This window comes from Vibrio sp. 1401, from assembly GCF_033340295.1.
In genome coordinates, this window is sequence record NZ_JAWOWF010000039.1 from 13,296 (window position 1) to 34,441 (window position 21,146).

17 protein-coding genes, 1 tRNA gene and 1 pseudogene are annotated in these 21,146 nt (G+C 44.4%); 9 read left to right on the forward strand and 10 right to left on the reverse strand.

Going from position 1 to position 21,146, the window contains the following annotated elements; translation table 11 throughout:
- Window positions 1-68: 68 nt before the first annotated feature.
- The gene (locus R7Z77_RS17735; protein ID WP_005382024.1) at window positions 69-896 is read right to left on the reverse strand and encodes a CheR family methyltransferase; all 828 of its coding nucleotides are present in this window, start codon (window positions 894-896) and stop codon (window positions 69-71) included.
- Window positions 897-907: 11 nt separating this feature from the next.
- The gene (locus tag R7Z77_RS17740) at window positions 908-1,834 is read right to left on the reverse strand and encodes a chemotaxis protein CheV (protein WP_005382022.1); all 927 of its coding nucleotides are present in this window, start codon (window positions 1,832-1,834) and stop codon (window positions 908-910) included.
- Window positions 1,835-1,910: 76 nt separating this feature from the next.
- On the opposite strand from R7Z77_RS17740, the gene flgA reads away from it, so the two are divergent.
- The 3 genes from flgA to R7Z77_RS17755 all read left to right on the forward strand — a co-directional run bounded on the left by flgA (window position 1,911) and on the right by R7Z77_RS17755 (window position 3,541).
- On the forward strand, window positions 1,911-2,657 hold the full coding sequence (flgA, locus tag R7Z77_RS17745) for a flagellar basal body P-ring formation chaperone FlgA (RefSeq protein WP_005382020.1): 747 nt from the start codon (window positions 1,911-1,913) through the stop codon (window positions 2,655-2,657).
- A gap of 116 nt (window positions 2,658-2,773) precedes the next feature.
- A complete protein-coding gene (gene flgM / locus R7Z77_RS17750) occupies window positions 2,774-3,088 on the forward strand; it encodes a flagellar biosynthesis anti-sigma factor FlgM (protein ID WP_005382018.1) in 315 nt (104 codons plus the stop codon).
- 27 nt (window positions 3,089-3,115) lie between these two features.
- Window positions 3,116-3,541, forward strand: a complete 426-nt coding sequence (locus R7Z77_RS17755; RefSeq protein ID WP_213967738.1) for a flagella synthesis protein FlgN — start codon at window positions 3,116-3,118, stop codon at window positions 3,539-3,541.
- Window positions 3,542-3,643: 102 nt separating this feature from the next.
- Here R7Z77_RS17755 and flgP read toward each other — a convergent pair whose 3' ends face one another.
- The gene (flgP, locus tag R7Z77_RS17760) at window positions 3,644-4,075 is read right to left on the reverse strand and encodes a flagellar assembly lipoprotein FlgP (RefSeq protein WP_005382014.1); all 432 of its coding nucleotides are present in this window, start codon (window positions 4,073-4,075) and stop codon (window positions 3,644-3,646) included.
- 9 nt (window positions 4,076-4,084) lie between these two features.
- The gene (locus R7Z77_RS17765) at window positions 4,085-4,723 is read right to left on the reverse strand and encodes a FlgO family outer membrane protein (protein ID WP_005382013.1); all 639 of its coding nucleotides are present in this window, start codon (window positions 4,721-4,723) and stop codon (window positions 4,085-4,087) included.
- 169 nt (window positions 4,724-4,892) lie between these two features.
- Between R7Z77_RS17765 and R7Z77_RS17770 the strand changes: the two genes are divergently transcribed.
- From R7Z77_RS17770 to R7Z77_RS17780, 3 genes are all read left to right on the forward strand, one after another.
- Window positions 4,893-6,026: a flagellar assembly protein FlgT gene (locus R7Z77_RS17770; protein WP_005382012.1), complete on the forward strand. Its 1,134-nt coding sequence runs from the start codon at window positions 4,893-4,895 to the stop codon at window positions 6,024-6,026.
- A gap of 175 nt (window positions 6,027-6,201) precedes the next feature.
- Window positions 6,202-6,278 (forward strand) — tRNA-Arg (locus R7Z77_RS17775).
- 279 nt (window positions 6,279-6,557) lie between these two features.
- A complete protein-coding gene (locus R7Z77_RS17780) occupies window positions 6,558-7,064 on the forward strand; it encodes a hypothetical protein (RefSeq protein WP_005382011.1) in 507 nt (168 codons plus the stop codon).
- A gap of 115 nt (window positions 7,065-7,179) precedes the next feature.
- Here the strand turns inward: R7Z77_RS17780 and R7Z77_RS17785 are convergent, their stop codons facing one another.
- The 4 genes from R7Z77_RS17785 to chiP form a co-directional block, all read right to left on the reverse strand.
- Window positions 7,180-8,142, reverse strand: coding sequence for an OmpA family protein (locus R7Z77_RS17785; RefSeq protein ID WP_005382010.1), 963 nt, complete (start codon window positions 8,140-8,142; stop codon window positions 7,180-7,182).
- A gap of 641 nt (window positions 8,143-8,783) precedes the next feature.
- Entirely contained in the window at window positions 8,784-10,211 is a 1,428-nt protein-coding gene (gltX, locus tag R7Z77_RS17790; RefSeq protein WP_005384075.1) for a glutamate--tRNA ligase, read from the reverse strand.
- Window positions 10,212-10,388: 177 nt separating this feature from the next.
- Window positions 10,389-10,985 (reverse strand): DUF2057 domain-containing protein, encoded by a 597-nt coding sequence (locus tag R7Z77_RS17795; protein WP_031780870.1) that lies wholly within the window; start codon window positions 10,983-10,985, stop codon window positions 10,389-10,391.
- Between the two features lie 123 nt (window positions 10,986-11,108).
- Complete coding sequence (gene chiP, locus R7Z77_RS17800) at window positions 11,109-12,230, reverse strand: chitoporin (protein WP_017819978.1); 1,122 nt, start codon at window positions 12,228-12,230, stop codon at window positions 11,109-11,111.
- Between the two features lie 477 nt (window positions 12,231-12,707).
- Here chiP and R7Z77_RS17805 point away from each other — a divergent pair, with 477 nt between their 5' ends.
- The gene (locus tag R7Z77_RS17805; RefSeq protein ID WP_064353692.1) at window positions 12,708-15,404 is read left to right on the forward strand and encodes a heavy metal translocating P-type ATPase; all 2,697 of its coding nucleotides are present in this window, start codon (window positions 12,708-12,710) and stop codon (window positions 15,402-15,404) included.
- 21 nt (window positions 15,405-15,425) lie between these two features.
- Complete coding sequence (locus R7Z77_RS17810) at window positions 15,426-15,875, forward strand: DUF411 domain-containing protein (RefSeq protein ID WP_005382005.1); 450 nt, start codon at window positions 15,426-15,428, stop codon at window positions 15,873-15,875.
- 65 nt (window positions 15,876-15,940) lie between these two features.
- On the opposite strand, the gene R7Z77_RS17815 is transcribed toward R7Z77_RS17810, so the two are convergent.
- Window positions 15,941-16,633, reverse strand: a complete 693-nt coding sequence (locus tag R7Z77_RS17815; RefSeq protein ID WP_005382004.1) for an oligogalacturonate-specific porin KdgM family protein — start codon at window positions 16,631-16,633, stop codon at window positions 15,941-15,943.
- 439 nt (window positions 16,634-17,072) lie between these two features.
- Window positions 17,073-19,734, reverse strand: a pseudogene (locus R7Z77_RS17820) (beta-N-acetylhexosaminidase).
- Window positions 19,735-20,228: 494 nt separating this feature from the next.
- Here R7Z77_RS17820 and R7Z77_RS17825 point away from each other — a divergent pair.
- Window positions 20,229-21,101, forward strand: a complete 873-nt coding sequence (locus tag R7Z77_RS17825) for a TraB/GumN family protein (RefSeq protein ID WP_064353689.1) — start codon at window positions 20,229-20,231, stop codon at window positions 21,099-21,101.
- Window positions 21,102-21,146: the final 45 nt, after the last annotated feature.

Here is a 21,146-nt window from a genome sequence, read left to right on the forward strand (position 1 = left end):
GCGCAGAAAGGTAACAAACAAAAAAGCCTGACACGAAGTCAGGCTTTTCTATCAATGAAGAGATACCGCTATTTAAGCTTGTAAATGATGCCAGGATTACAGCGCACCATTTCAAATTTATCAGTCAGACCAGTTAGCGACTCTGATGCCCCTAACAGCAAGTAGCCACCAGGGTTTAAACTGCTCGCCATTTGGTTAAGCACTTTAGATTTCATTTCTGGAGAAAAGTAAATCAATACGTTACGACAGAAAATGATGTCGAACTTACCCATCAGTGCGTAACTGTCCATCAAGTTTTGTGGACGAAAGTTCACCAAACGCTTGACGTTATCTTTGACTTTCATGCGACCACCGTCCGCATTTTCAAAGAAGGTGCGACGACGTTCTGGTGAAAGCCCGCGACCCAAAGCCAAGTTGTCGTACACCCCTGCACGACACATCTCGAGCATACTTGCCGAAATATCTGTGGCTGTAATGGACACGTTTGGTAACAAGCCCGGCTTGCGCTGTTGCGTTTCCAGGATCGTCATTGCAATAGAATACGGTTCTTGGCCCGATGAACTGGCAGCAGACCAGATCTTAATTGGGCGCTTACTTGCCGCTACTTCTGGCAATAATTTGTCAGCTAAAACCGTGAACGGATAAGTATCTCGAAACCACAAGGTTTCGTTAGTCGTCATCGCATCCACAGCGGCGACTCGTAATTCTCGATTACGCCCTGTAACAACATCACGTAGCAAATCTGATAACGATGCGAGCTTAAACTTCGTCACTAAAGGACTCAGTCGGCTACGCACGAGGTATTGCTTGCTATCACCTAACACGATGCCACATTGCGATTCTAGAAAACGGCTAAAGTCACGATACTCTTGATCACTGATTGTAATAGCAGTCATTAATGTCTCTTTTATTGTGTTAATGCAGATTTAACCGCGTTACCCAACTCATCTGGGTTAAATTTCGCAATGAAGGTGTTGGCACCTACACGCTCAACCATAGCTTGGTTGAATACACCACTTAATGAAGAATGGAGGATAACATAAAGGTCTTTCAAATCGGCATGTCTGCGAATTTCAGCCGTTAAGGTATAGCCGTCCATTTCTGGCATTTCAATATCGGAAATAACCAACGAAATTTGATCGTAGATATTGCCTTCTTGAGCCATTTCAATCAACTTATTGTACGCTTCTTTGCCGTCTTTGACAGATACGACCTCAAAACCGATGGATGTAATCGCACGCTCTACCTGTTTACGCGCGACCGTCGAGTCATCAGCAATCAGTATGCGGCGTACAATAGGCTTTTCTTGCTCTGCTTGTGCGATTTCTTCGCCAATAGCGGAATCCATCGTTTCATCAACTGGCGCAATTTCTGCCAGGATTTTTTCAACGTCAAGGATTTCAACCAGCTCATTGTCAATGTTTGTCACGGCAGTCAAGTAGTGCGCTTTACCTGCGCCGTCTGGCGGTGGCAAAATCGCTTCCCAATGCATATTGATAATACGCTCAACCGATGATACCAAAAATGCTTGGATCGTACGGTTAAATTCTGCAATAACAACAAAACATTTATCTAAATCAGTGGTTGGGCGGCCACCAATTGCCAGGCTCAAATCAATAACGGACACGGTATGGCCGCGGATATGAGCGATACCTTTAACCAGAGGGTGTAGATTTGGCATTGAAGTCAGCTTAGGGCACTGTAGTACTTCTTTCACTTTGAATACGTTAATGCCGTAGCGCTGTCGGCCCATCAGTCGAAAGGTCAATAATTCCAATCGGTTCTGACCGACGAGTTGCGTACGCTGATTCACCGAGTCAAGAATCCCCGTCATATGCTCATCTCCATCTCAAACTTTTTGTTTTTAAATGATACTCTACCACTGGCAAGCACGATACCAGGGAGACAGTATGGCGTATTTCACTTTCACTTCGACACCATTGACTATGACAATATGTAGAGCGCTAATTACAAAGTACGCTAAGTCTATCGGCATTTTGCTCAGTATGTTTAGCTTTTTTGTTCATTCAGCTTCAGATAATCAGATCGAGCAAATAAAAACAGCAGCAGAACAACATATTCTTGCTACGGTTGATCAGCCTGATGGTGGCGAGCTATCTGTTAATGCGGCAGAGATCGACTCGAGAATAAAAGCAACGGATTGCCCTGTTCCGTTAGATACATCTGCCTCTTCCACCAGCAGCACGAGAAGTAACATCAATGTGTTAGTGGAATGCCAACCGGATGACTGGAAAGTCTATGTTCCTGTGAGGATCTCGGTATCAGTACCAATGATCGTCGCGACACGAACACTAGGGAGAGGAGAAATCGTCAGCGCATCGGATGTTACCACTTCCATGATCGAGCTACAGCGCTTTCGTAAAGATGGATTTTCTAGCTACGATCAAGTGGTTGGGGCAAAGCTAAAGCGTAATGTTCGCTTAGGCGATGTCGTAGAGAGAAATGATGTTTGTGTGGTATGCCGAAATGAAAAGGTCATTATCAAAGCGGTGAATTCTGGCATGACGATCACAACGCAAGGCACAGCATTGCAGGATGGTTCAGCTGGCGATCAAGTAAGAGTGAAAAATGATAAGTCACAACGTATAATAGAAGGCATAGTGACTGACATTGCGGAAATCACTGTTAATTTTTAATACCCACTGGTAGCGTGTTTAAACTGATCAATAAAAATGCAAAAAATGACTAAAGTTATTTTTGCGCTGGTCGATAGTCTGGATACCAGTATTACGATACAAGGCAAAGGTTAAACATGGCAGGTATAGATAATATACGTTCAGGGCAAATGATGACGACAACAAGTCGCGCACCTGCACGTAACGATTCCAATGCTACCAGCACGACAGAATCAAAAAAGGCGCCAGCGCAACAAGACGCAGTATCACTCAGCCAGCAAAGTAAAGCCGTCAGTAAACTCCAGAAGGATATGGCAGCTTCTCCGGCATATGACAGCGCCAAAGTTGCAGCAATCAAAGAAGCTATCACAAACGGTTCATACAAAGTCGATCCTGAAAAATTGGCTGACAACATGATTAAGTTTGAAAACGAATTGCAAGGCAAAAGCTAACTGACTTAGGCCGAAGGTAAGTATTTTATGGCAGCATTAGTCGATCTCATTAATTTCCAGCTAGAAAATGCTAAGGCACTTTCCGCTGTTTTACGCCAAGAAACACAAGCAATAACGGCGCGTGTCTCTACCGAGATTGAGAACATTGCCAAACAGAAGATGACGCTCATTGATCAGCTCAGAACAACTGATCAGCGAATCGCCTCTCACCCGCACGTCAATCAACTTACTGAAGATGAGCACCTAAGTCAGGTTGTTGCTCAAATCCAATCGATCGTCCTCGACTGTCAACAAGTTAACCAAGTAAATGGCGAATCGCTTAGTCGCGCACAGCTGAGCTTCAATAAACTCAACAACATGCTCCAGCGAACTCATGGCAAAGTTGGCATGACCTACAATGCGGGCGGAAAAACCCACACCATCTCGACGCTTGGCACCAATATAAAAGCTTAAACGTCACTCCTACCCTCAATTCCCGCGCTCACGTAGATATAAAAAAGCGACTCATTGTTACCAGTCAGCCGCTCAAAAAGATTATCTGTCTAGTGAAATGGTTTAAAACAAAGTTTGCTGACGCTTCTCAGGCACTTGCTGAACTTCTCCATAATCACGTAGCTTATCCATCTTACGGATATCCAGACGCAGCTCAGTCACATAACTGTCTTCAACAAGATAACTACGCACAACTTCTGCACCACGAATTACACCATCGACGGCACCAGTGGTGCTTTCAATACCCAAACGCTGGTCTTGCAGCTCTGCACGTCCACTAACACGCATGCCATAAACTTGCTCTGCTAGCTCACGATAAGCATCAATTTTTGATGCGCGCATTGCTCGTACACGCTTTTCTTCTACTGTGCGGCCTGTTTGCTCACTGACGCTGGCGTAGCCCACCGCCACTAAGATTTCATCTTGACGCATCTGTTGTAATGGCTGACACCCAACCAATATCAGTGTGGCAACAATAAATAATAACTTCTTCATGCTTCTATCCTATGGACGGAGAATCACAGTGTACGGCTGACGAATGGTAGGGTCAGAACGAATCAACACACCATCTTGTGTGCGGATGCTATTTAACGTATCTAAGTCACGCCCAATACGGTCAGCCGGAAGGAAACCTTGCGCTGTCGCTACAACTACACGGCTTTGCATGCCAACCACGCGTGCATTGACAAGCACTCCCCCCTCTTGGCGCAGCATCGTTCCGGTCAATACATACTGAATTTGCTGCTCTTGAGCTAAATCTTGCCAATCACGACTTAAAGCAAAATCGCCCTGTTGCGTCACTTGAATAGAGCCCGTAGTTTTGAAATCAACCACTTTAAACCCTCGGCGCTGAAACTGATGGATAAAACCTTCAGAGACCGAGTTACCTAACCAGTTTGTTGCATCCATATTTTGTAGATCAACAAACGAGGTAATCGCAATCGGTGTCCGCGCTGATACTGCCACATTAGAAACCATCAGGTCTTCTGTCATGCTCTCAATGAAAAAGTCCATCGTATGACGCGGACTATCCATCAGCATGAACTGGCTTCCCGAGTAAGGTTCTTTACCATTGTAAATCGGTGAGTACGCGCACGATGTCAGAAGCGTCATCATCGATGCAGCGACAAGCCACTTTTTCATGGTTTGATTCTCCAGATAATCTTAGGTGATACCGTTCTTTATTAATTCCTTTCCAAGAAAGTGAATATTGGAACAGTCTTTGCTTTTCTTTGTTTGCCTAACGAAGAAAAACCCACCAAACTTCACTGAATTTGTTAAAGCAATATTTATACCCGAACGGTTGTAACCAATGAAAAAAATATTAAACAGTCTGTTTTCAATCACTTTAGTGATGCTTGTGCCTTTTAAGGTAATGGCATCTTGGTATGAAGTCACAGGCGTTGCCACCATCGTTTCTTCAGAAGAGACGGCAAGGCTCCATGCGTTGGAAGACGCGCTGTTCAAAGCCGTCAATTTTTCGGGCGCAGATATTGGCAGTATTAGCAACTTGATGCCGCTATTAGAAGAAAGTCGCAACGAATACCAGTTTACCAATCATGAAGTCCGTTACATTTTGGTGGAGTCTGAACGCAAACGTCGCGGTAAAGTCGAGGTAAAAATCCGCGTTGATATTTATCCATCGGCAACGGGTTGCCACACCGATCAATACAAAAAGACAATGCTGGTCGGCAATATTGAGGTCGCATCACCACAACAAGCAGTGATGGGACAAATTTATCAAGTTGGTGACGATTTTAGCCACGTAGTGAACCGTCAACTTGATCAAACCTCACGCAGCTTTGTGTCTGTTGGTACAACGGACTACTCAATAAGCAGCAACTATCCTGCTCGCACTCAAATGATCGCGCAAGACAATGGCGCACAATACATCATTGGAGGGGTCATTACCGATCTCACTGCAACGGTCGAATCTCAACTATTGCAAGATGACATCATCAATCGTCAGTTTGCGTTAGAAATGAAAGTATTTGATGGTAAAACTGGCCATGAAATCTTCAACAAAGCCTACCGTGAGGTCGCGCGTTGGCCATTTGCTAAGACGAGTCAAGTGGACACTCGTAGTGCACGTTTTTGGGCATCGACCTATGGCGAGATGATGCTTCGCGTTAGTCGCAATATTATGTTGGATCTGGAGTCGGAGCTATCTTGCAAAATTACACTGCCAGAGGTTGTGGCAGTCTTCGGTAATACCGTAACGATGGATCTCGGCCGTATGCACGGCGTAAAAGAGGGAGACAAATTGCAGCTTTGGCACACCGCGTCGTTTATCGACCAAAATGGATTGCCAAGAAACAAAGTCTCGCAAAGCGAAATTACATTAACGGTATCACGCATATACGAACACGAAGCGGAACTGACGATTGATCAGCCAAATTTAGCATCTAGCGTTCAAATTGGCGACGTAATGAACAAGATCCTATAAAAGCAAACATTAAGTCTTGAGATATGCTCACTTTTGAATATCATAGGCAGCGCATCTTATTTGATTATACCAATGACCGTAGCGAATCGTTCAACGTGATGCTGATACAGATCTGGTAGATTGCTAGATTTGAACTCAGTAAAACAGTGCAATGAACTGCAACTATTGGTATTACGCCCCCATGGCACAGCTGGATAGCGCAGTCCCCTCCTAAGGGACAGGTCGTAGGTTCGAATCCTACTGGGGGCGCCATATCATAGCCTTAGCTCCCACTTGAGCTAAGGCTTTTTTGTATCTTCAATTTCAAGCCTCGCACTGCTCCCCCTAGTACACCGTGTTAGATAATCTTCCCAGTAATCAATATGATCGGATCGGGTGTTTCGGTTACGGGATAAAGCCTTCTACTGATCTGACTTCTTCCCCTTGAAATCATTTCAACAAGCCCTATTTACAGTTTTGTATTTTATTACTTTAATTATCTATGAGTTTTGCTTACCCTTTTAGCTATTAATAAAATTATTAGTTAGCACTATGTCTAAGAGCAATTTAATAACTAACACTGGACACCGCTTTATTTCTAAAGGCAAGACAGCCTTTAAGATACATATCCATACCCCCGAGGATACGGTACTACACCGCTCGGTAGGATTTGTTCGTATTGGAGAAAAGAAAGGCTTACAAAAAGCCATTAAGCTGAGAAACGAGTTAGGCCGGCAAATGTGGGGCAAATTCTGGCGACGTCTTTTGAAAGACCCTTACCTAATGACTAGGCTTCCACATAGCGTTGAGCCTAAAATCGTTCACAAGCCTAACCCTACTCTTGAAAACCCTGACAACCGAGATACGTGTTACATCGCCAAGTGGCGAGAGTTCAATGATGACGGTGAGTATAAATATAAAACGGTGGTTCGCTCTATTAGTAAGTACGGCAAACTTGCCGCCTACATGCAAACCAAAAAAGCGTTGTTAGAAGCACATAAAGATAACTTGGAGATCCTGACATTTATGGGGCGTTTAAACAGCATTGATCTTAAGTAATACCTGGCCACTTTGAACATTTCAGTCAGTTTTTTGAAGAGAAATAAAAAGCCCCAAAGAGCGAACTCTTTGGGGCTTTCAGCTTCAGTCTTCTATACTACGGTCGAATAGGAGCTTATTGCTGAACTTGGTATTCAAATTCTGGAACAACGACTTCTACGCGACGGTTTTGTTGACGACCTTCACGAGTGTCGTTTGAAGCGATTGGGTTGTTTTCACCTTCGCCACGAGCTTGGATACGTGATGAATCAATACCTTTTTCAACGAGTGCGTTAGCAACAGACTCAGCACGTTTTTCAGAAACTTTTAGGTTGTAAGCTGCTGGACCAGACGTATCTGTGTAACCTACAACTTCAACGTTCGCTTGTGGGTGCTCGTTTAGGAAAGCAACTAGGTTATCAAGTTTTGCAGCGCTCTCTGGTTTTAGAGTTGTGCTGTTTAGATCGAAGCTACCTGTACCAATTGTTTGAGTTTCGAATGTTTTCGTAACTACAACTGGCTCTTCTACCACTTCTTCTACAACCACTTCTTCTACAACAACTGGCTCTTCTACGATTACTGGCTCATCGTTGCCGCCGAATTTGAAAGAAACACCTAGTGTTGCAGTGTTACCTGTCGCACGAGTTACATCGTTGCTGATGTCAGTCAGTGTTTGGTATTCCGCACGAGCTGTTACGTTTTGGCTTAGGTTGAATTCAAGACCAGCCGCGCCTAGGTAAGAGTAATCATCTTTGCCATCAAACATTACGTAAGCGCCACCCACTTTACCGTAAAGTGCGATGTCTTCAGTGATTGGTAGGCTAAATTTAGGAGCAAGAGTGATTGCTTCTACGTGGCCACCGAAAGAAGTTTGGTTAAAATCACCGATGTTGTCGAAACCCGCTTCTACTGCGAAGTATTTATTCATTTCGTAACCAACAAAAGCGCCAAGAGTAGAATCGTCTTTGTCACAAGCCTGGCCCGCTACACACGCGTCTTCCATCCATGACTTACCCATCTTACCACCAACGTATACTTCTGCTTGTGCTGCTGAAGCCATAAGTAGAGACGCTGAAATTACCGCTGCTAATTTTTTCATTATTGATTCCTCTAAAGAAGTTCTTTTGTTAGATGCCGAAATGCGCCGTCTGACTGACGTTGTATTTCAATTCTTTTTATTCATTCCTTGAGTGAGATACTTAGTCAGCTTCTTTTTATGCACATGCATTTTTTTTTATGGAAGCAACTTACGTATATTTCCTGTTCAGTGATACATATCGCCATCTCGGTATCGCTGACGGAATGAACTATAACGCTAAGAAATCGCGAGAAAAATCCCAATTCTGTCAATTTATTGTCATCAAAAATCTCGACAACATGTGATCTTAAGCAAAAAAATCCCCACGCAATCACCACGCAAACGTTTGCTTTGTTTTTTGAAACAAAATAGCTAAAGCAAAGGTTTTTCTTAAAAATGAGACAAACAAAATGGAACTTTAAGGAACATGGATAAAAATCAATCAGATATTTGATATATAATCGCTCGTTTTTTATTCATGCCAACGATATTTGGATTAAAAAATCTTATCCATATTGAGGTAAATTACAGGTGAAACCATCTCTTCATTCACCAATATGAGAGAAAGTTTCTCGTTATCTAAATTGAAGATACAAAAAAGCCGCGGTTGCTCACCGCGGCTTTGTGACTATTTATTCAAAAGAACGTTCAGTTCAAAGCAATTATGCGTTTGCTTCACGCTCAGCAATGAACTCAAGCGCCATCTTAATGCGAGCAATACAACGCTCTTTTCCAACCAGCTCCATTACTGCATCGACAGAAGGAGACTGACCCCCGCCTGTTACAGCAACACGTAATGGCATACCGATTTTGCCCATGCCGATTTCCAACTCTTCACATACTGCTGCGATAACGCCATCTTTGATGTTCGCTGTCGTCCACTCAGTTAGTGCTTCCACTTTCGCTAATGCAAGTTCTAGAGGCTCTTTAGCCACGCCACGTAGGTGTTTCTTCGCTGCGCCCGCTTCAAACTCAGAGAAATCTTCATAGAAGTAACGGATTTGCTCAGCTAGCTCAACTAGTGTGTTGCAACGCTCACCCACTAGCTTGATCACGTCAGTGATAGCAGGACCATTCGTTACGTCTAGTTTTTGTTGATCTAGATGCCATTGTAGATGCTCAGCAACGTACGCAGGGTCTGAGTTCTTGATGTAGTGGTTGTTCAACCATTGCAGTTTGTCAGTGTTAAAAGCAGACGCTGACTTAGATACTGCGTTTAGGCTAAATAGATTGATCATCTCTTCTTGAGAGAAGATTTCTTGGTCCCCATGAGACCAACCAAGGCGCACTAGGTAGTTGTTTAGTGCCGCAGGCAGGTAGCCCATATCGCGGTATTGCATGACTGATACAGCGCCGTGACGTTTAGACAGTTTCGCGCCGTCATCACCCAGGATCATTGCACAGTGTGCAAATGTAGGTACTGGCGCACCTAGTGCTTCGTAGATGTTGATTTGACGAGGCGTGTTGTTGATGTGGTCTTCGCCACGAACAACGTGAGTGATACCCATGTCCCAGTCATCCACTACTACACAGAAGTTGTAAGTAGGTGAACCGTCAGTACGACGAATGATTAGGTCATCCATTTGATCGTTGCGGATTTCAATGCGACCACGGATTTGATCATCAAATACTACGCTACCTTCTTTCGGGTTACGGAAACGGATAACACATGGATCGCCATCTTTTGCCGCTTCGTTTGCTGCTTTGATTTTTGGATGGTTAGCATCGTAGCGAGGCATTTCTTTATTTGCTTCTTGCTCTGCACGGATTTCATCTAGCAGCTCTTTGGACGCGTAACATTTGTAAGCTTTGTCTTCAGCAAGAAGCTTATCAACCATTTCGTTGTAACGGTCAAAACGTTGAGTTTGGTAGTAAGGACCTTCATCCCACTCCAAGCCTAGCCATTCCATGCCTTCAAGAATTGCATCAACCGCTTCCTGAGAGTTACGCTCAAGGTCTGTATCTTCGATACGTAGAACGAATTCACCACCTTGGTTTTTAGCGTATAGCCAAGAGTAAAGTGCAGTACGCGCACCACCAACGTGTAGATAGCCAGTTGGGCTAGGAGCAAAACGAGTTTTAACCGTCATTTGAGTTCCTTAGGGGTAATGAGCAACGAGAGATCTCTCGTTGTAATGTCAAGGATAAAAGTGGCGACATTTTACCACCGTAAGTCAATTCTACAATCGGTTTGACACCAGAAATAAAAACAGGGCAGAACCAAAAAGGCACAGCTCTGCTATTTACTGTTAAAGCACGAGACGAAATTACTTCAGGTTACGCATTGCCCATTGCATAAATTCTTGCTGCTCTTCACGGCTCAATTCATTAAACGATGCTTTGATTGTTTTGGTTTCCGCTGGAGAAGACGCAATGCTTGCCTTAGTCGATTCTTTATTCATTGCGTTATTATAGTCGGCAACTTCTCGTTCGTAATCACGAAAACCTTGCAAACCACCTTTACGAAGTTGAACCATAGAGAATGCCACTTCTTTTCCGTTTTTGTCTTTCAATACCACTTTAGGATCGAGTTCGAAGGCTCTCGCCTCTTCAATAGTACGGAATGTTTGATAAGCCAGAGAAAGCTCGGTGTCTTTTTCTGCATCAAACTCTAATACCAGCGGCTGCGAATCGAATTTACGGCGCTTTCCATCTTCAAATACGATTTGTCCAACCGTTACCGCTAATTGGTTTTCCCCATCCTTTAACTCGATGCTGTTGTTCTTGGATATCCACTCAGGGTAGACGAACTCGCCGTTGAGAACGCGAGGAACTAATTCAGATTGCAGAGTGAGTTGAGCAGCAAAAGCTGGCGCCGAAAGCATTGCGCAAAGTCCGAGAAGTGTCGTTGTTTTTTTCATCATGGTTTCTCACTTTATACCAATTTAGATAAGCCTCTAAAATTTACAGGCCAGTCATTTCAAAGGCTTATTTGAATAAGTATCAAGATAAAAAGGGCGTTTCCGCCCTTTTAGCTGCTTCTTTAATTAGAAGTAGTATTCAACACCTACAGAGAACTCGTCGTAGTCAGCAGACTTCCAACGTGCTTCTGTTGGTTTATCTAATTGAGACGCACCGTCGCCAAAGTCTAGAGTACGAGCACGTACGTACAGCACTGCCGATGGGTCTACGAAATACATAACTTGTGCTGATAACACATCGTCCGCTGTATCGTTAATTTTCTTACCATCACGCTCTAGATCAAAGTTAGCGGCGTAAGCCAGTTTGTATTGCCAATCACCCGTGGTGTACATGATAGCGGCAGACATTGCATCTTGCTTTTCACTCACACCATTGCTTGCGTCCGCCTCCATGTATTTGTATTGCGCGAAGAAAGAGATTCCGTTATCAAACCAGCCTTGTGCCCCTACCAAGTACGTGTTGTTTTCCCACGTTTGGCTTTCCATCTTGATATTACGGTTACCTTCATATGCCGCATCTAACTGGATAGGACCAATTTTGTAGTGTGCTGCGATACCACCCCAGTAGTCATCCCCTTCACCTAGACCTGCTTTATCACCTGCACCAGCTGCGATATCTAGGGAGAATTTGTCAGCAAACATTGGAGAGTCCCAGCGGATAGTGTTTGATTGACGGTCTTGGTACTTGGCGCCTCCAATAGCACCACCCCAGTCGTATACATCGCCGAGACCAGGGTTAGATGCTGGCCAGTCAACCAATTCGTACATAGGTGTCAAAACGCGACCCAGACGAATTTGACCCCAAGATGCACTTTCAAAACCGACGAATGTGTCACGTTCACCAAGACCTGCGCCCTCGCCACCAAAGCTAGGGTCTACATAACCGCCTTCGATTTGCCAAATAAAAGTAGGGTCGAAGTTAGCAAATTGTTTTTTACCACGGAAACCAATACGAGATTCGTTGTTTAGCTGCATGCCACCCAAATCATCGTCCGTTGCTTTGCTGCCAGAATCGTAATCGCGGTACGCGGCCTGCATCGCGATGATCCCGTAAACTTCATAAGAAAATGAATCTTTGGTTAGAAACTCTTTTGCTGCGTCACTGTTTGCACCATCAGCAAATGCAACACCACTGAACATCATGCCGGTAATTGCCGTGGCAAGTAGGCTTTTCTTTAGGTAAGACATTATAAACCCCTATATTTTTAGTTTTTTCCATTTTCAAATTCACTAACTAGGACATGGCAGGAACTTGAAACAGTGTTTGGACGGGGCAAATATGACAAACTTTTTTCGCACTAAAAAACTTTCCCTACAGCAATCTGAGCGACTTCAAAATGAGAAGATCAAAAATAAAATAAAATAATAAAAAACAATTACTTAACATCAAATATAAAAATAAAAAACGTTAAAAGTACGTTTTGACACTGAACAGACATTGAGAGTATCTAAAAAACGTGAGCGACTTCATTCATCTTTTAGGTGTTTTAACGGAACTTTATATTCAAAGAGAAAAAACCTTGAGATCACTCGCAAGTAAAATGACCGTGCACTTGTGGGATTCGAGAGATTTTGACGAAATTGTTGTGAGTAGCAAATGGGTATTGACCTTACCCTTGCAGGAAGGTTTAAGCTCATAGCATCACTACTATTGAGGTGCAGATTATGTATCAGTTAGTTATACCTTTATCAGGGCTCAACTGCATGGGCTGTGCGAGAAAAGTTGAGAATGCTTTACATGCGAATCACGATGTGGAGATCCTCAATTTGTCCCCGACGCAAGTAGAGGTCAAAACCGAGTCTTCTCTTAAAGAGCTCGTCTCGTCGATTGAATCTCTTGGTTACCAAGCAGGAAATCACTACGAACTAAACCTTTCAGGCTTAAGCTGTGGCGGTTGCGTCAGAAAACTTTCATCTTTATTAGAATCTAATCAAGACGTTATTTCTTTTGAGGCTTCAACAACGCACTTAGAGATTCGTACCCTCCTCTCCGAGCAACAAGTGATCGACTTAATAGCAACACTCGGCTATACCGCCAACCTTGATTCTGTTGAAGTAGAGAACGAAAGCTCACCAGAGACCGAACAGGTAGAAAAGCAAAGCAATATTAAAGATACGCAGGTGCCACCAGCGAGTATTCAATTGCAAATGCTGATTCAAGGCATGACGTGTGCGAGTTGCGTCTCTTCAGTAGAGAAAGCACTTACTAACGTAGAAGGCGTTGAGAAAGCACAGGTCAACCTCGCAGAACAAAGCGCACTAGTATTCGCAAGCCAAGACTCTGATGACCTCCTTAACGCAATTGTTGAATCGGTAAAACAAGCCGGTTACCAAGCAGAGATCCTACAAGACGCCGCAACCCAGCAAGAAAAGCAAGCGCAGCAACAACGTCAGCAACAAAAACGCTTTAAACTGGATGCTATTGCTGGCCTTGTCGTCGGTGCCCCCTTAATGATTTGGGGCGTTGCTGGCGGCAATATGATGATTCGCAACACCAACGACCAATTAGCTTGGGGCGCGATCGGTATCGTATGTTTACTCCTTCTTGCCACAGCAGGGAAACACTTCTTCAGTAACGCTTGGTTAGCAGCTACTCACAAGCGCGCCACCATGGACACGTTAGTCGCGCTCGGTACTGGCGCAGCGTGGTTCTATTCGATGCTTGTGGTGATTTTCCCAGACTGGTTCCCTCTTGCTTCACGCCACGTGTACTTTGAAGCGAGTGCAATGATCATCGGCTTAATTTCTCTTGGGCACTATATTGAAGCAAAAGCCAAAGCAAACACAACACGTTCCTTACAAGCTCTGATTAACCTGCAACCTCAGCAAGCTACGGTAATCACGGAACAAGGCGACCAACAAATCGCGGTTGAGCAAATCACGCTAGGCATGAAACTGCGTATCAAACCAGGCGAGAAAGTGCCTGTTGATGGTGTTGTGATTCAAGGTGAATCATACATTGATGAGTCGATGCTCACTGGTGAACCAGTACCAGTATTAAAAGCGCAAGAGGCTCAAGTGTCTGCTGGGACATTAAATACCGATGGTGGATTAGTCATTGAGGCAACGGGCATTGGCGCAAATACCATGCTGGCTCGTATCATCCGCATGGTGCGCACAGCGCAAAGCAGTAAGCCAGCCATCGCGAAACTGGCAGACCAGATTTCATCGGTGTTTGTCCCTGTCGTTGTTGGCATAGCAATACTGGCCGCGCTCGTTTGGTTTGCCGTTGGTCCAGAGCCAAAAGCGAGTTATATGCTGGTGGTCACCACAACCGTCCTGATCATCGCCTGCCCTTGCGCTCTAGGCTTAGCAACCCCACTTTCTGTCACGGTGGGAGTGGGTAAAGCCGCAGAGCTCGGCATTCTGATCAAAGACGCCGACGCCCTTCAATTGGCAAGCAAAGTCGACACGGTTGTATTCGACAAAACTGGCACGCTTACCCAAGGTAAACCTAGCGTTCAGCAAGTGTTTACTCACGCCACCAGCCAAGAAGATCTATTGGCTTTAGCGTATGCGGCAGAGCGTCAGTCTGAGCACCCACTGGCAAAAGCGGTATGTGATTACGCCAAACGACACGACGCAAAGGATGTCTCATTAGACAAGTTTGAGAACGTTCGCGGGCGCGGCATTTGGGCGACGTATCAAGATAAACCGCTGCTCATTGGTTCGCTTCAATTTATGCAAGCAGAGAACGTCGAGACCAGCGCACTAAAACCCGCCATCGATGAATGCGCAAAAAATGCGTGGACTCCGGTAGCTGTGGCATTGAACGGCGAACTGATCGGTCTGATCGCCATTGCCGACCCGATCAAATCAGATGCGAAGCAAGCGCTCTCTGCATTAAAATCGCAAGGCATCAAAACGGTAATGCTGACGGGCGATAACCAACACGTTGCCAATGCTATCGGCCAAGAACTTGGTATTGATGAAGTGATTGCCCAAGTAATGCCAGATGAGAAAGCTCAGCACATTGAGCAACTTCAATCTCAAGGACATGTCGTGGCAATGGTGGGGGATGGCATTAACGACGCCCCTGCTCTCGCGTTATCCAACCTAGGTATTGCCATGGGTAGCGGCAGTGATGTCGCCATTGAAAGTTCGCAAATGACCATCCTGAACACGTCACCAATGGCGGTAGTACATGCGATTGAACTCTCTCGCGCTACACTTAAGAACATGAAGCAAAACCTATTTGGTGCCTTTGTTTACAACTCGTTGGGTATTCCAGTTGCCGCTGGTGTGCTTTACCCAGCGTTTGGATTTTTGCTCAGTCCTGTTGTCGCAGGAGCGGCAATGGCACTGTCTTCAATTACTGTCGTTAGTAATGCAAATCGACTACGACTGTTTTCAGTAAAATAACCACTTCTTTTTGAGGGTATTATGAAGTTGAAACTATTGACCTTTGCAATGCTTGCGACCGTGTCCGCCAACGTATTGGCAGCCGATGTCATTAACCATAAATCGCCATACTGTGGCTGTTGTGGAGAATGGACAAAACACATGGAAGAGAACGGCTTTACGGTCGAAGAAAAATTGCACGATGACATGAACGCCATCAAACGCGATCTAGGCATCAAGAATGAACAGCTTTACTCTTGCCACACGGCAGAGATCAACGGCTATCTGTTTGAAGGTCACATTCCAGCCGAAGACATTAAAGCGTTTTTGAAAAATCCACCACGTAACGCAAAAGGCCTATCAGTACCAGGCATGCCAATGGGCTCCCCTGGTATGGAATATGGCGACAAAAAAGACAGCTACACCGTTTACGCCTTTAACGAAAAAGGCCAAGTGTTCGAATATAGCCACCACGAAGGCAACGACCAATAAAAACAAAGCCCAGCGAGATAAACCGCTGGGCTTTTTCTTAATGGACAGTTAAGACAAATATAAAATTAGAAGCCGTAAGAGGCACCAAATACAAAAGCGTTATTCACTAGGCTGTCACCACTCGCGTTTTCTGCACCGTGTGCTTGACTACGGAACTCAAAGTAAGGTTGAACACCTTTACGAGTCCACGTTGCACGAAGCTCGTGGTCCATGGTTTCCGCTTCAATCATGTAGACGTTGTTGTAGCTTAGCGTCACATCCTCATTCATCACGTAACCGATGCGGTTGTCCATGCGGTAATCTGTATCCGCATCTGCGTCTGTCGCATCAATGTGCGCACGAGTACGGTTACTTAAGGAGATGCCGTTATCGAAGTTGTAACCGATCTTAACCAATGGACGGTACTGTACATTCTCGCCAGCAGAGAACAGGTGTTGGTAACCCGCGGCAACCCATAAATGATCGGTAATATTAAATGACTGCTCACCACCCACAGTGATTGCTGGTGTTGTGTTACCTGCGCCACCGTTTTCTGTTTCCAGTTTACCCAACTGAATACCATCAAATTCGGTGTAAACCGTAAAGCCGCCGAATTGGTTATCAAAAGTATGACCAGCTTCCAGTGTAGACGTAACGTCCGAACCATGAATTCGACCATCATCGTGGAATTGAACATTACCTGTTACGTAAGAAGAACCAGCAAAAGCGCTAGAAGCGAAAGCGAGAGAAAGAGCACTCAGTGCAAAAATGTTTTTCATAATTACTGCCTTTATTTATTCACGTTATGCGATAGTTTTAGAGGGCATCTCTTCCCTTTTATCGCAAACTTTGGAATGTGCCTCCTTGGCGTTCGCAATATTGTTTTAATTAATTCGCGATGGAAAATAAAACATTTTAAAAAGTGATCTTGTTCAAACCGAAGCTCAACAACCCTGATAAAAACATGGAAAATACAGGCACTTATCGTATTTTTATAAAATTATTCAAAAAATAGAAGTGTGATCGTAAACAGATAATTTATTGATATTTAGCAGATTAAGTCGATCAAGTTCACAATAACCTTGACCATTACAACCAAAAACTTATTTATCAATGAAAAATAATTAGACATCGATCACGCTTAATTTCCTCAAAAAATAAAGAAAGCCCCAACATGATGTTGAGGCTTTGCCAAAAAATTAACTTACAAGAATCGAGTTATTTCACGCTGGTCACTCGACTTGCTTTCTCACCGCTTGCTGACACAGAACGGATAAACACTTCACCTTTCACATTTGGACGAGCATTATCTACGTAAGTTAGCCAGTTCTTGCCGTCTAGAGAGTATTGAAGCTTCACACCCGGGAACTGAACGTTCATTGCCAGTTTACCCTCTTCAACTTTCGCGCCTGGTACAGGTAGGCGGTAGTCGATACCCGCTTTTTCTAGCTTAGCCAGTTCGCGTTGGCCAAGTACGTTCGCAAAGCGGTTGTAGTCTTGGTTTAGCGCAGCTTTGTTTACTAGGTTAGAGTTTTGCGAGTATTCAACACCCACTTTGTAGTCGTTTTCCCAATCAGCACGGTGCCATGCACGTTCAGCGGCTGCCAGTACGCGAGGGAATACCATGTACTCGTATTGCTCGTCGTTACGTACTGTCTCAGACCACAGCTGTGCTGATAGACCATAGAAAGGTTTCGCTTTGATTTCACCTTTACCAGTGAAGCCGTTACCATCGCGGTCTACAGAGGTTTCTGCGTTCTGAGGCATGTTCTCTGGTGCAAAACCAAACATCTTACGAGTATCTGTTGCACGCGTCGCCCAGTAGTAACCACGCTCTTTCGGGTCAACTTCGTACGGCATGTCCATGTATACGTAGTCTGGGTTAGAAACGATAACGTCGTAACCTTTCTTAGACCATTCGTACACTGATGATGTGCCACCCCAGTAAAGAACGTCCCAGAAGTTAACACGTGTGTTTTCTGTTGCGAACGCTTTCTCACCTTCACTGTACTTAAGGCCATCTTGCCAAGCTTGGAAGTTTGGAATGCCTTTCTCTGCCACCATCTTCGACACTTCTTCTGCAAAGTGGCTTGGTAGATGAGCAAAATCGCTTACCGTACCGTCTGCAATTAGCGTCTGACATTGTGGTGACTGTGCGAATGGCTTGTCTTGCTTAGACAAATCAATGTTACCCTTCCAGCTTACTTTGTCTTCTGCGTTGATGTCTTGCAGACCAGCGCCTAGCTTGATGTTCTTCGCTTCGTCACCACCAAAGTGCCATGTTGTTAGCGGCGTGCCCGCTTCTTGGTGCATTGCTGCTACTTCTGAAATCACTTTATCAACAAAGCGAGTTGAAGATTCCATACATGGGTTGATGAAGCTTTGCTTATTGTAGAACTGAACCGTCGTTACGTTCGATGTATCTTGAGGATCCATCAGGCGGTACTCGTTCGCTTCTGCTTCTTTACCTTCTTCCATTAGACGGTCGTAACGTGCTTCCATTGATACCACTGCTGCACGAGCGTGTGCTGGCATATCGATTTCAGGAATCACTTCGATGTTACGCGCTTTCGCGTACTTCAAGATGTCCACGTAGTCTGCTTTGCTGAAGAAGCCAGAACCAAAGTTGTCTGTCGTTGCGCCTGAGCCAAGCTGAGGCAAGCTGAGGCAGTAAACAGCTTTTCTCTTCCAAATCGAAACAACGGTTAGCACCCACTTCAGTCAGCTCAGGCAGACCCGGGATTTCTAAACGCCAGCCTTCATCATCCGTTAGGTGAAGGTGTAGTTTGTTCATCTTGTACGCGGCCATTTGGTCAAGCGTTGCAAGAATCGCGTCTTTAGAGTGGAAGTTACGAGCCACGTCCACCATCACACCACGGTAATCAAAACGCGGCGCATCTTTAATAGACAGTTGTGGTAGAGAATCAGCATTTTGGCTATCTACCAGGCCAAAGATAGATTGTACTGCGTAGAAAGCACCTGCTTGGTCAAACGCTTTAATCGCAATACCGTCGCCTTTGATGCTCATTTCGTAAGCACCAGATTTTGCCAATTCACCGGTGAAGTCTGCAGGAACAACAGTGATGCTTACAGGAAGATCACCACGAACATCCACACCTACCACTTCTGCACGACCTTGAATTGCTGCGTATTGAGCCGCATCGAATGCGTCTTTAGGCAGCGCAATACCCGCCGCGATATCTACCGTACCTTTACCTGCTTCAACAGACATTGGCGTTGGTAGTAACGTGGTTGATACGTCTTGTTTTGCTAGATCTTCGTTCTTCTCGAAACGAGACACAGCGCTCGCAAATACGTTGTTGTCATCTGGCGTACGTTTTAGGTTGTTACCCTCAAGACCAGTCACGAAAGATGCAACGTCTTCTGTGTTAAGAGAAGCGATCATCTTAGGCTCTGCATTTGGTGCAGCAACGAAAGCGCCTGGCATGAAGTCAGTTTCAAATAGCTGCCAGTATTCAGCAACAAGAGGAAGCACAACCTCTTCACCCGCAGCAAAACCATCAAACTTATCTGTTGGTTCTAGTTTGTGTAGATCACCCGTTACGCGAGAGATTTTAAACTGTTCGTTTTCAACATCCAGAATCAGACGAATGCTATGGAAGTAAATAGCCCAATCTCTTGAGTCAACCGCTTCACCTTGGTTAACCAGCGTCATGTTTACCTTGTTACAAGACGCCCACTCAGCCCCTAAGTCCTGACAAGCAAGACCTTCGTTTGCACCGTGGTTAGTCAACACTTGGTATTGAATATCAAGATTATTAGCCAACGAATTTACAACTTGTTGTTCAGAGCTTTGCAGCGCAGAGCAACCTGCTAATGTAGTGATAACAGAAACAGCAATCAGACTAGGTTTAAACATCTTACTTCCCCAAAAAAGTCAGTGGTTCAAAACGACAATGATAAAAATCTCGGCCCCTCAAATGCGAGGTACCTAACCGTTACATTCAACATACAACCTGTTATTTCTAAGCGTAAAATAAATAGAAATAGGAAGTGATCCAGCTCAAAAAATGACACTCAGCAAAAACAATAAAAACCTAATTTTCATGGAGTTACAATACACGTCAAAATCGAACAACTTGTTTTGACGAGTTTGCTGCGATCTAGGTCACTTATATTCATGAGTTACGACTGATTTTGTAAGATTTGGATCACGCCTAATTATTTTGTGAACCATTAGTAAGCGAATTACCTATTTACCTTTCGTGAAGTGACTCTCATTTATTCGTCGTCAAAACTCGTCAATATTTTTATAAATGACGATTTTGTCGAATACACCACTGGAGAAATTGCACTTAACCTCACGCTATTTTGCGTATAAAGTTTCAAGGTATCTTATCTGAGGACCATTCTATGTTTCGTCTCTTGACGCTCATATCATCTCTACTTGTTACTTTAACGCCTTTTTCATCTTATGCAGAGCCACAGCATTGGTTAGCGAAAAAAGGGGAAACCGAACTTATGATTATTGGCTCGGTACATGTGGGGGATAAAACGATGTACCCACTCCCTAGAACGGTCATCCAGTATTTAAGCCAAAGCGCAGGGTTGATTATTGAAGCAGACGTCAGGAATTCTGAAGGCTTGGTTTACCCACAAACAACCATTCTTTCTAAAGATGTTTTAGACAGAGCTCAACGTCGCCACTTAATTGAAATTGCCCAAGATTTAGGTTTGCCAGAAACTCAACTCCTAAATTCCCCACCTTGGATGGCTGCATTCACCATCCAACTCGCTTTAGTCAACAAACTGGGGTATGTCTCTGATAAAGGGGTCGACATGCACCTAATAGGACTCGCTGATAAAAAGCAAATCCCGGTCATTCCACTAGAGTCAGTGCAATTCCAAATCGATTTAATCGCAGGTCAATCAGAAGGCGGTAAAGAGATACTTCTCTCGTCAATTGAAGAATATGATGGCGGAGAAGAGTTGGTTCAATGCTTGATAGAGAGTTGGAAGAGTGGTGATGGTAGCATGTTGGTCGAAGCCTCTTTGACCGATCATACAACAGAAGAGTTTAACCAAGCCTTTTTATACGAGCGTAATCGAGATTGGGCTAAAAAACTCGACACTGGCAGTGTTCTACCTCAACAATCGGGTCGCTTCACCGTTGTTGTTGGTGGCTTGCATTTAGTAGGTAAAGATAACCTGATTGAACTGCTTAAAAATCGGGGATTTAACATCAAACCACTGGGTAAGACGCGCCAAGCAAATTGTGATATCTAGTGATTGTTTGAAAAATGCCATTTAAATACAATTATTTAAATACAA

Excerpts from the sequence above, each read along its gene's own strand:
- R7Z77_RS17740 (WP_005382022.1), bottom strand. The coding sequence starts at position 1,834 with ATGACGGGGATTCTTGACTCGGTGAATCAGCGTACGCAACTCGTCGGT.
- R7Z77_RS17825 (WP_064353689.1), top strand. The coding sequence starts at position 20,229 with ATGTTTCGTCTCTTGACGCTCATATCATCTCTACTTGTTACTTTAACG.
- R7Z77_RS17755 (WP_213967738.1), top strand. The coding sequence starts at position 3,116 with ATGGCAGCATTAGTCGATCTCATTAATTTCCAGCTAGAAAATGCTAAG.
- flgP (WP_005382014.1), bottom strand. The coding sequence starts at position 4,075 with ATGAAGAAGTTATTATTTATTGTTGCCACACTGATATTGGTTGGGTGT.
- R7Z77_RS17795 (WP_031780870.1), bottom strand. The coding sequence starts at position 10,985 with ATGATGAAAAAAACAACGACACTTCTCGGACTTTGCGCAATGCTTTCG.
- R7Z77_RS17735 (WP_005382024.1), bottom strand. The coding sequence starts at position 896 with ATGACTGCTATTACAATCAGTGATCAAGAGTATCGTGACTTTAGCCGT.
- flgA (WP_005382020.1), top strand. The coding sequence starts at position 1,911 with ATGGCGTATTTCACTTTCACTTCGACACCATTGACTATGACAATATGT.
- gltX (WP_005384075.1), bottom strand. The coding sequence starts at position 10,211 with ATGACGGTTAAAACTCGTTTTGCTCCTAGCCCAACTGGCTATCTACAC.
- R7Z77_RS17815 (WP_005382004.1), bottom strand. The coding sequence starts at position 16,633 with ATGAAAAACATTTTTGCACTGAGTGCTCTTTCTCTCGCTTTCGCTTCT.
- R7Z77_RS17780 (WP_005382011.1), top strand. The coding sequence starts at position 6,558 with ATGTCTAAGAGCAATTTAATAACTAACACTGGACACCGCTTTATTTCT.
- R7Z77_RS17805 (WP_064353692.1), top strand. The coding sequence starts at position 12,708 with ATGTATCAGTTAGTTATACCTTTATCAGGGCTCAACTGCATGGGCTGT.
- flgM (WP_005382018.1), top strand. The coding sequence starts at position 2,774 with ATGGCAGGTATAGATAATATACGTTCAGGGCAAATGATGACGACAACA.
- chiP (WP_017819978.1), bottom strand. The coding sequence starts at position 12,230 with ATGTCTTACCTAAAGAAAAGCCTACTTGCCACGGCAATTACCGGCATG.
- R7Z77_RS17810 (WP_005382005.1), top strand. The coding sequence starts at position 15,426 with ATGAAGTTGAAACTATTGACCTTTGCAATGCTTGCGACCGTGTCCGCC.
- R7Z77_RS17785 (WP_005382010.1), bottom strand. The coding sequence starts at position 8,142 with ATGAAAAAATTAGCAGCGGTAATTTCAGCGTCTCTACTTATGGCTTCA.
- R7Z77_RS17770 (WP_005382012.1), top strand. The coding sequence starts at position 4,893 with ATGAAAAAAATATTAAACAGTCTGTTTTCAATCACTTTAGTGATGCTT.
- R7Z77_RS17765 (WP_005382013.1), bottom strand. The coding sequence starts at position 4,723 with ATGAAAAAGTGGCTTGTCGCTGCATCGATGATGACGCTTCTGACATCG.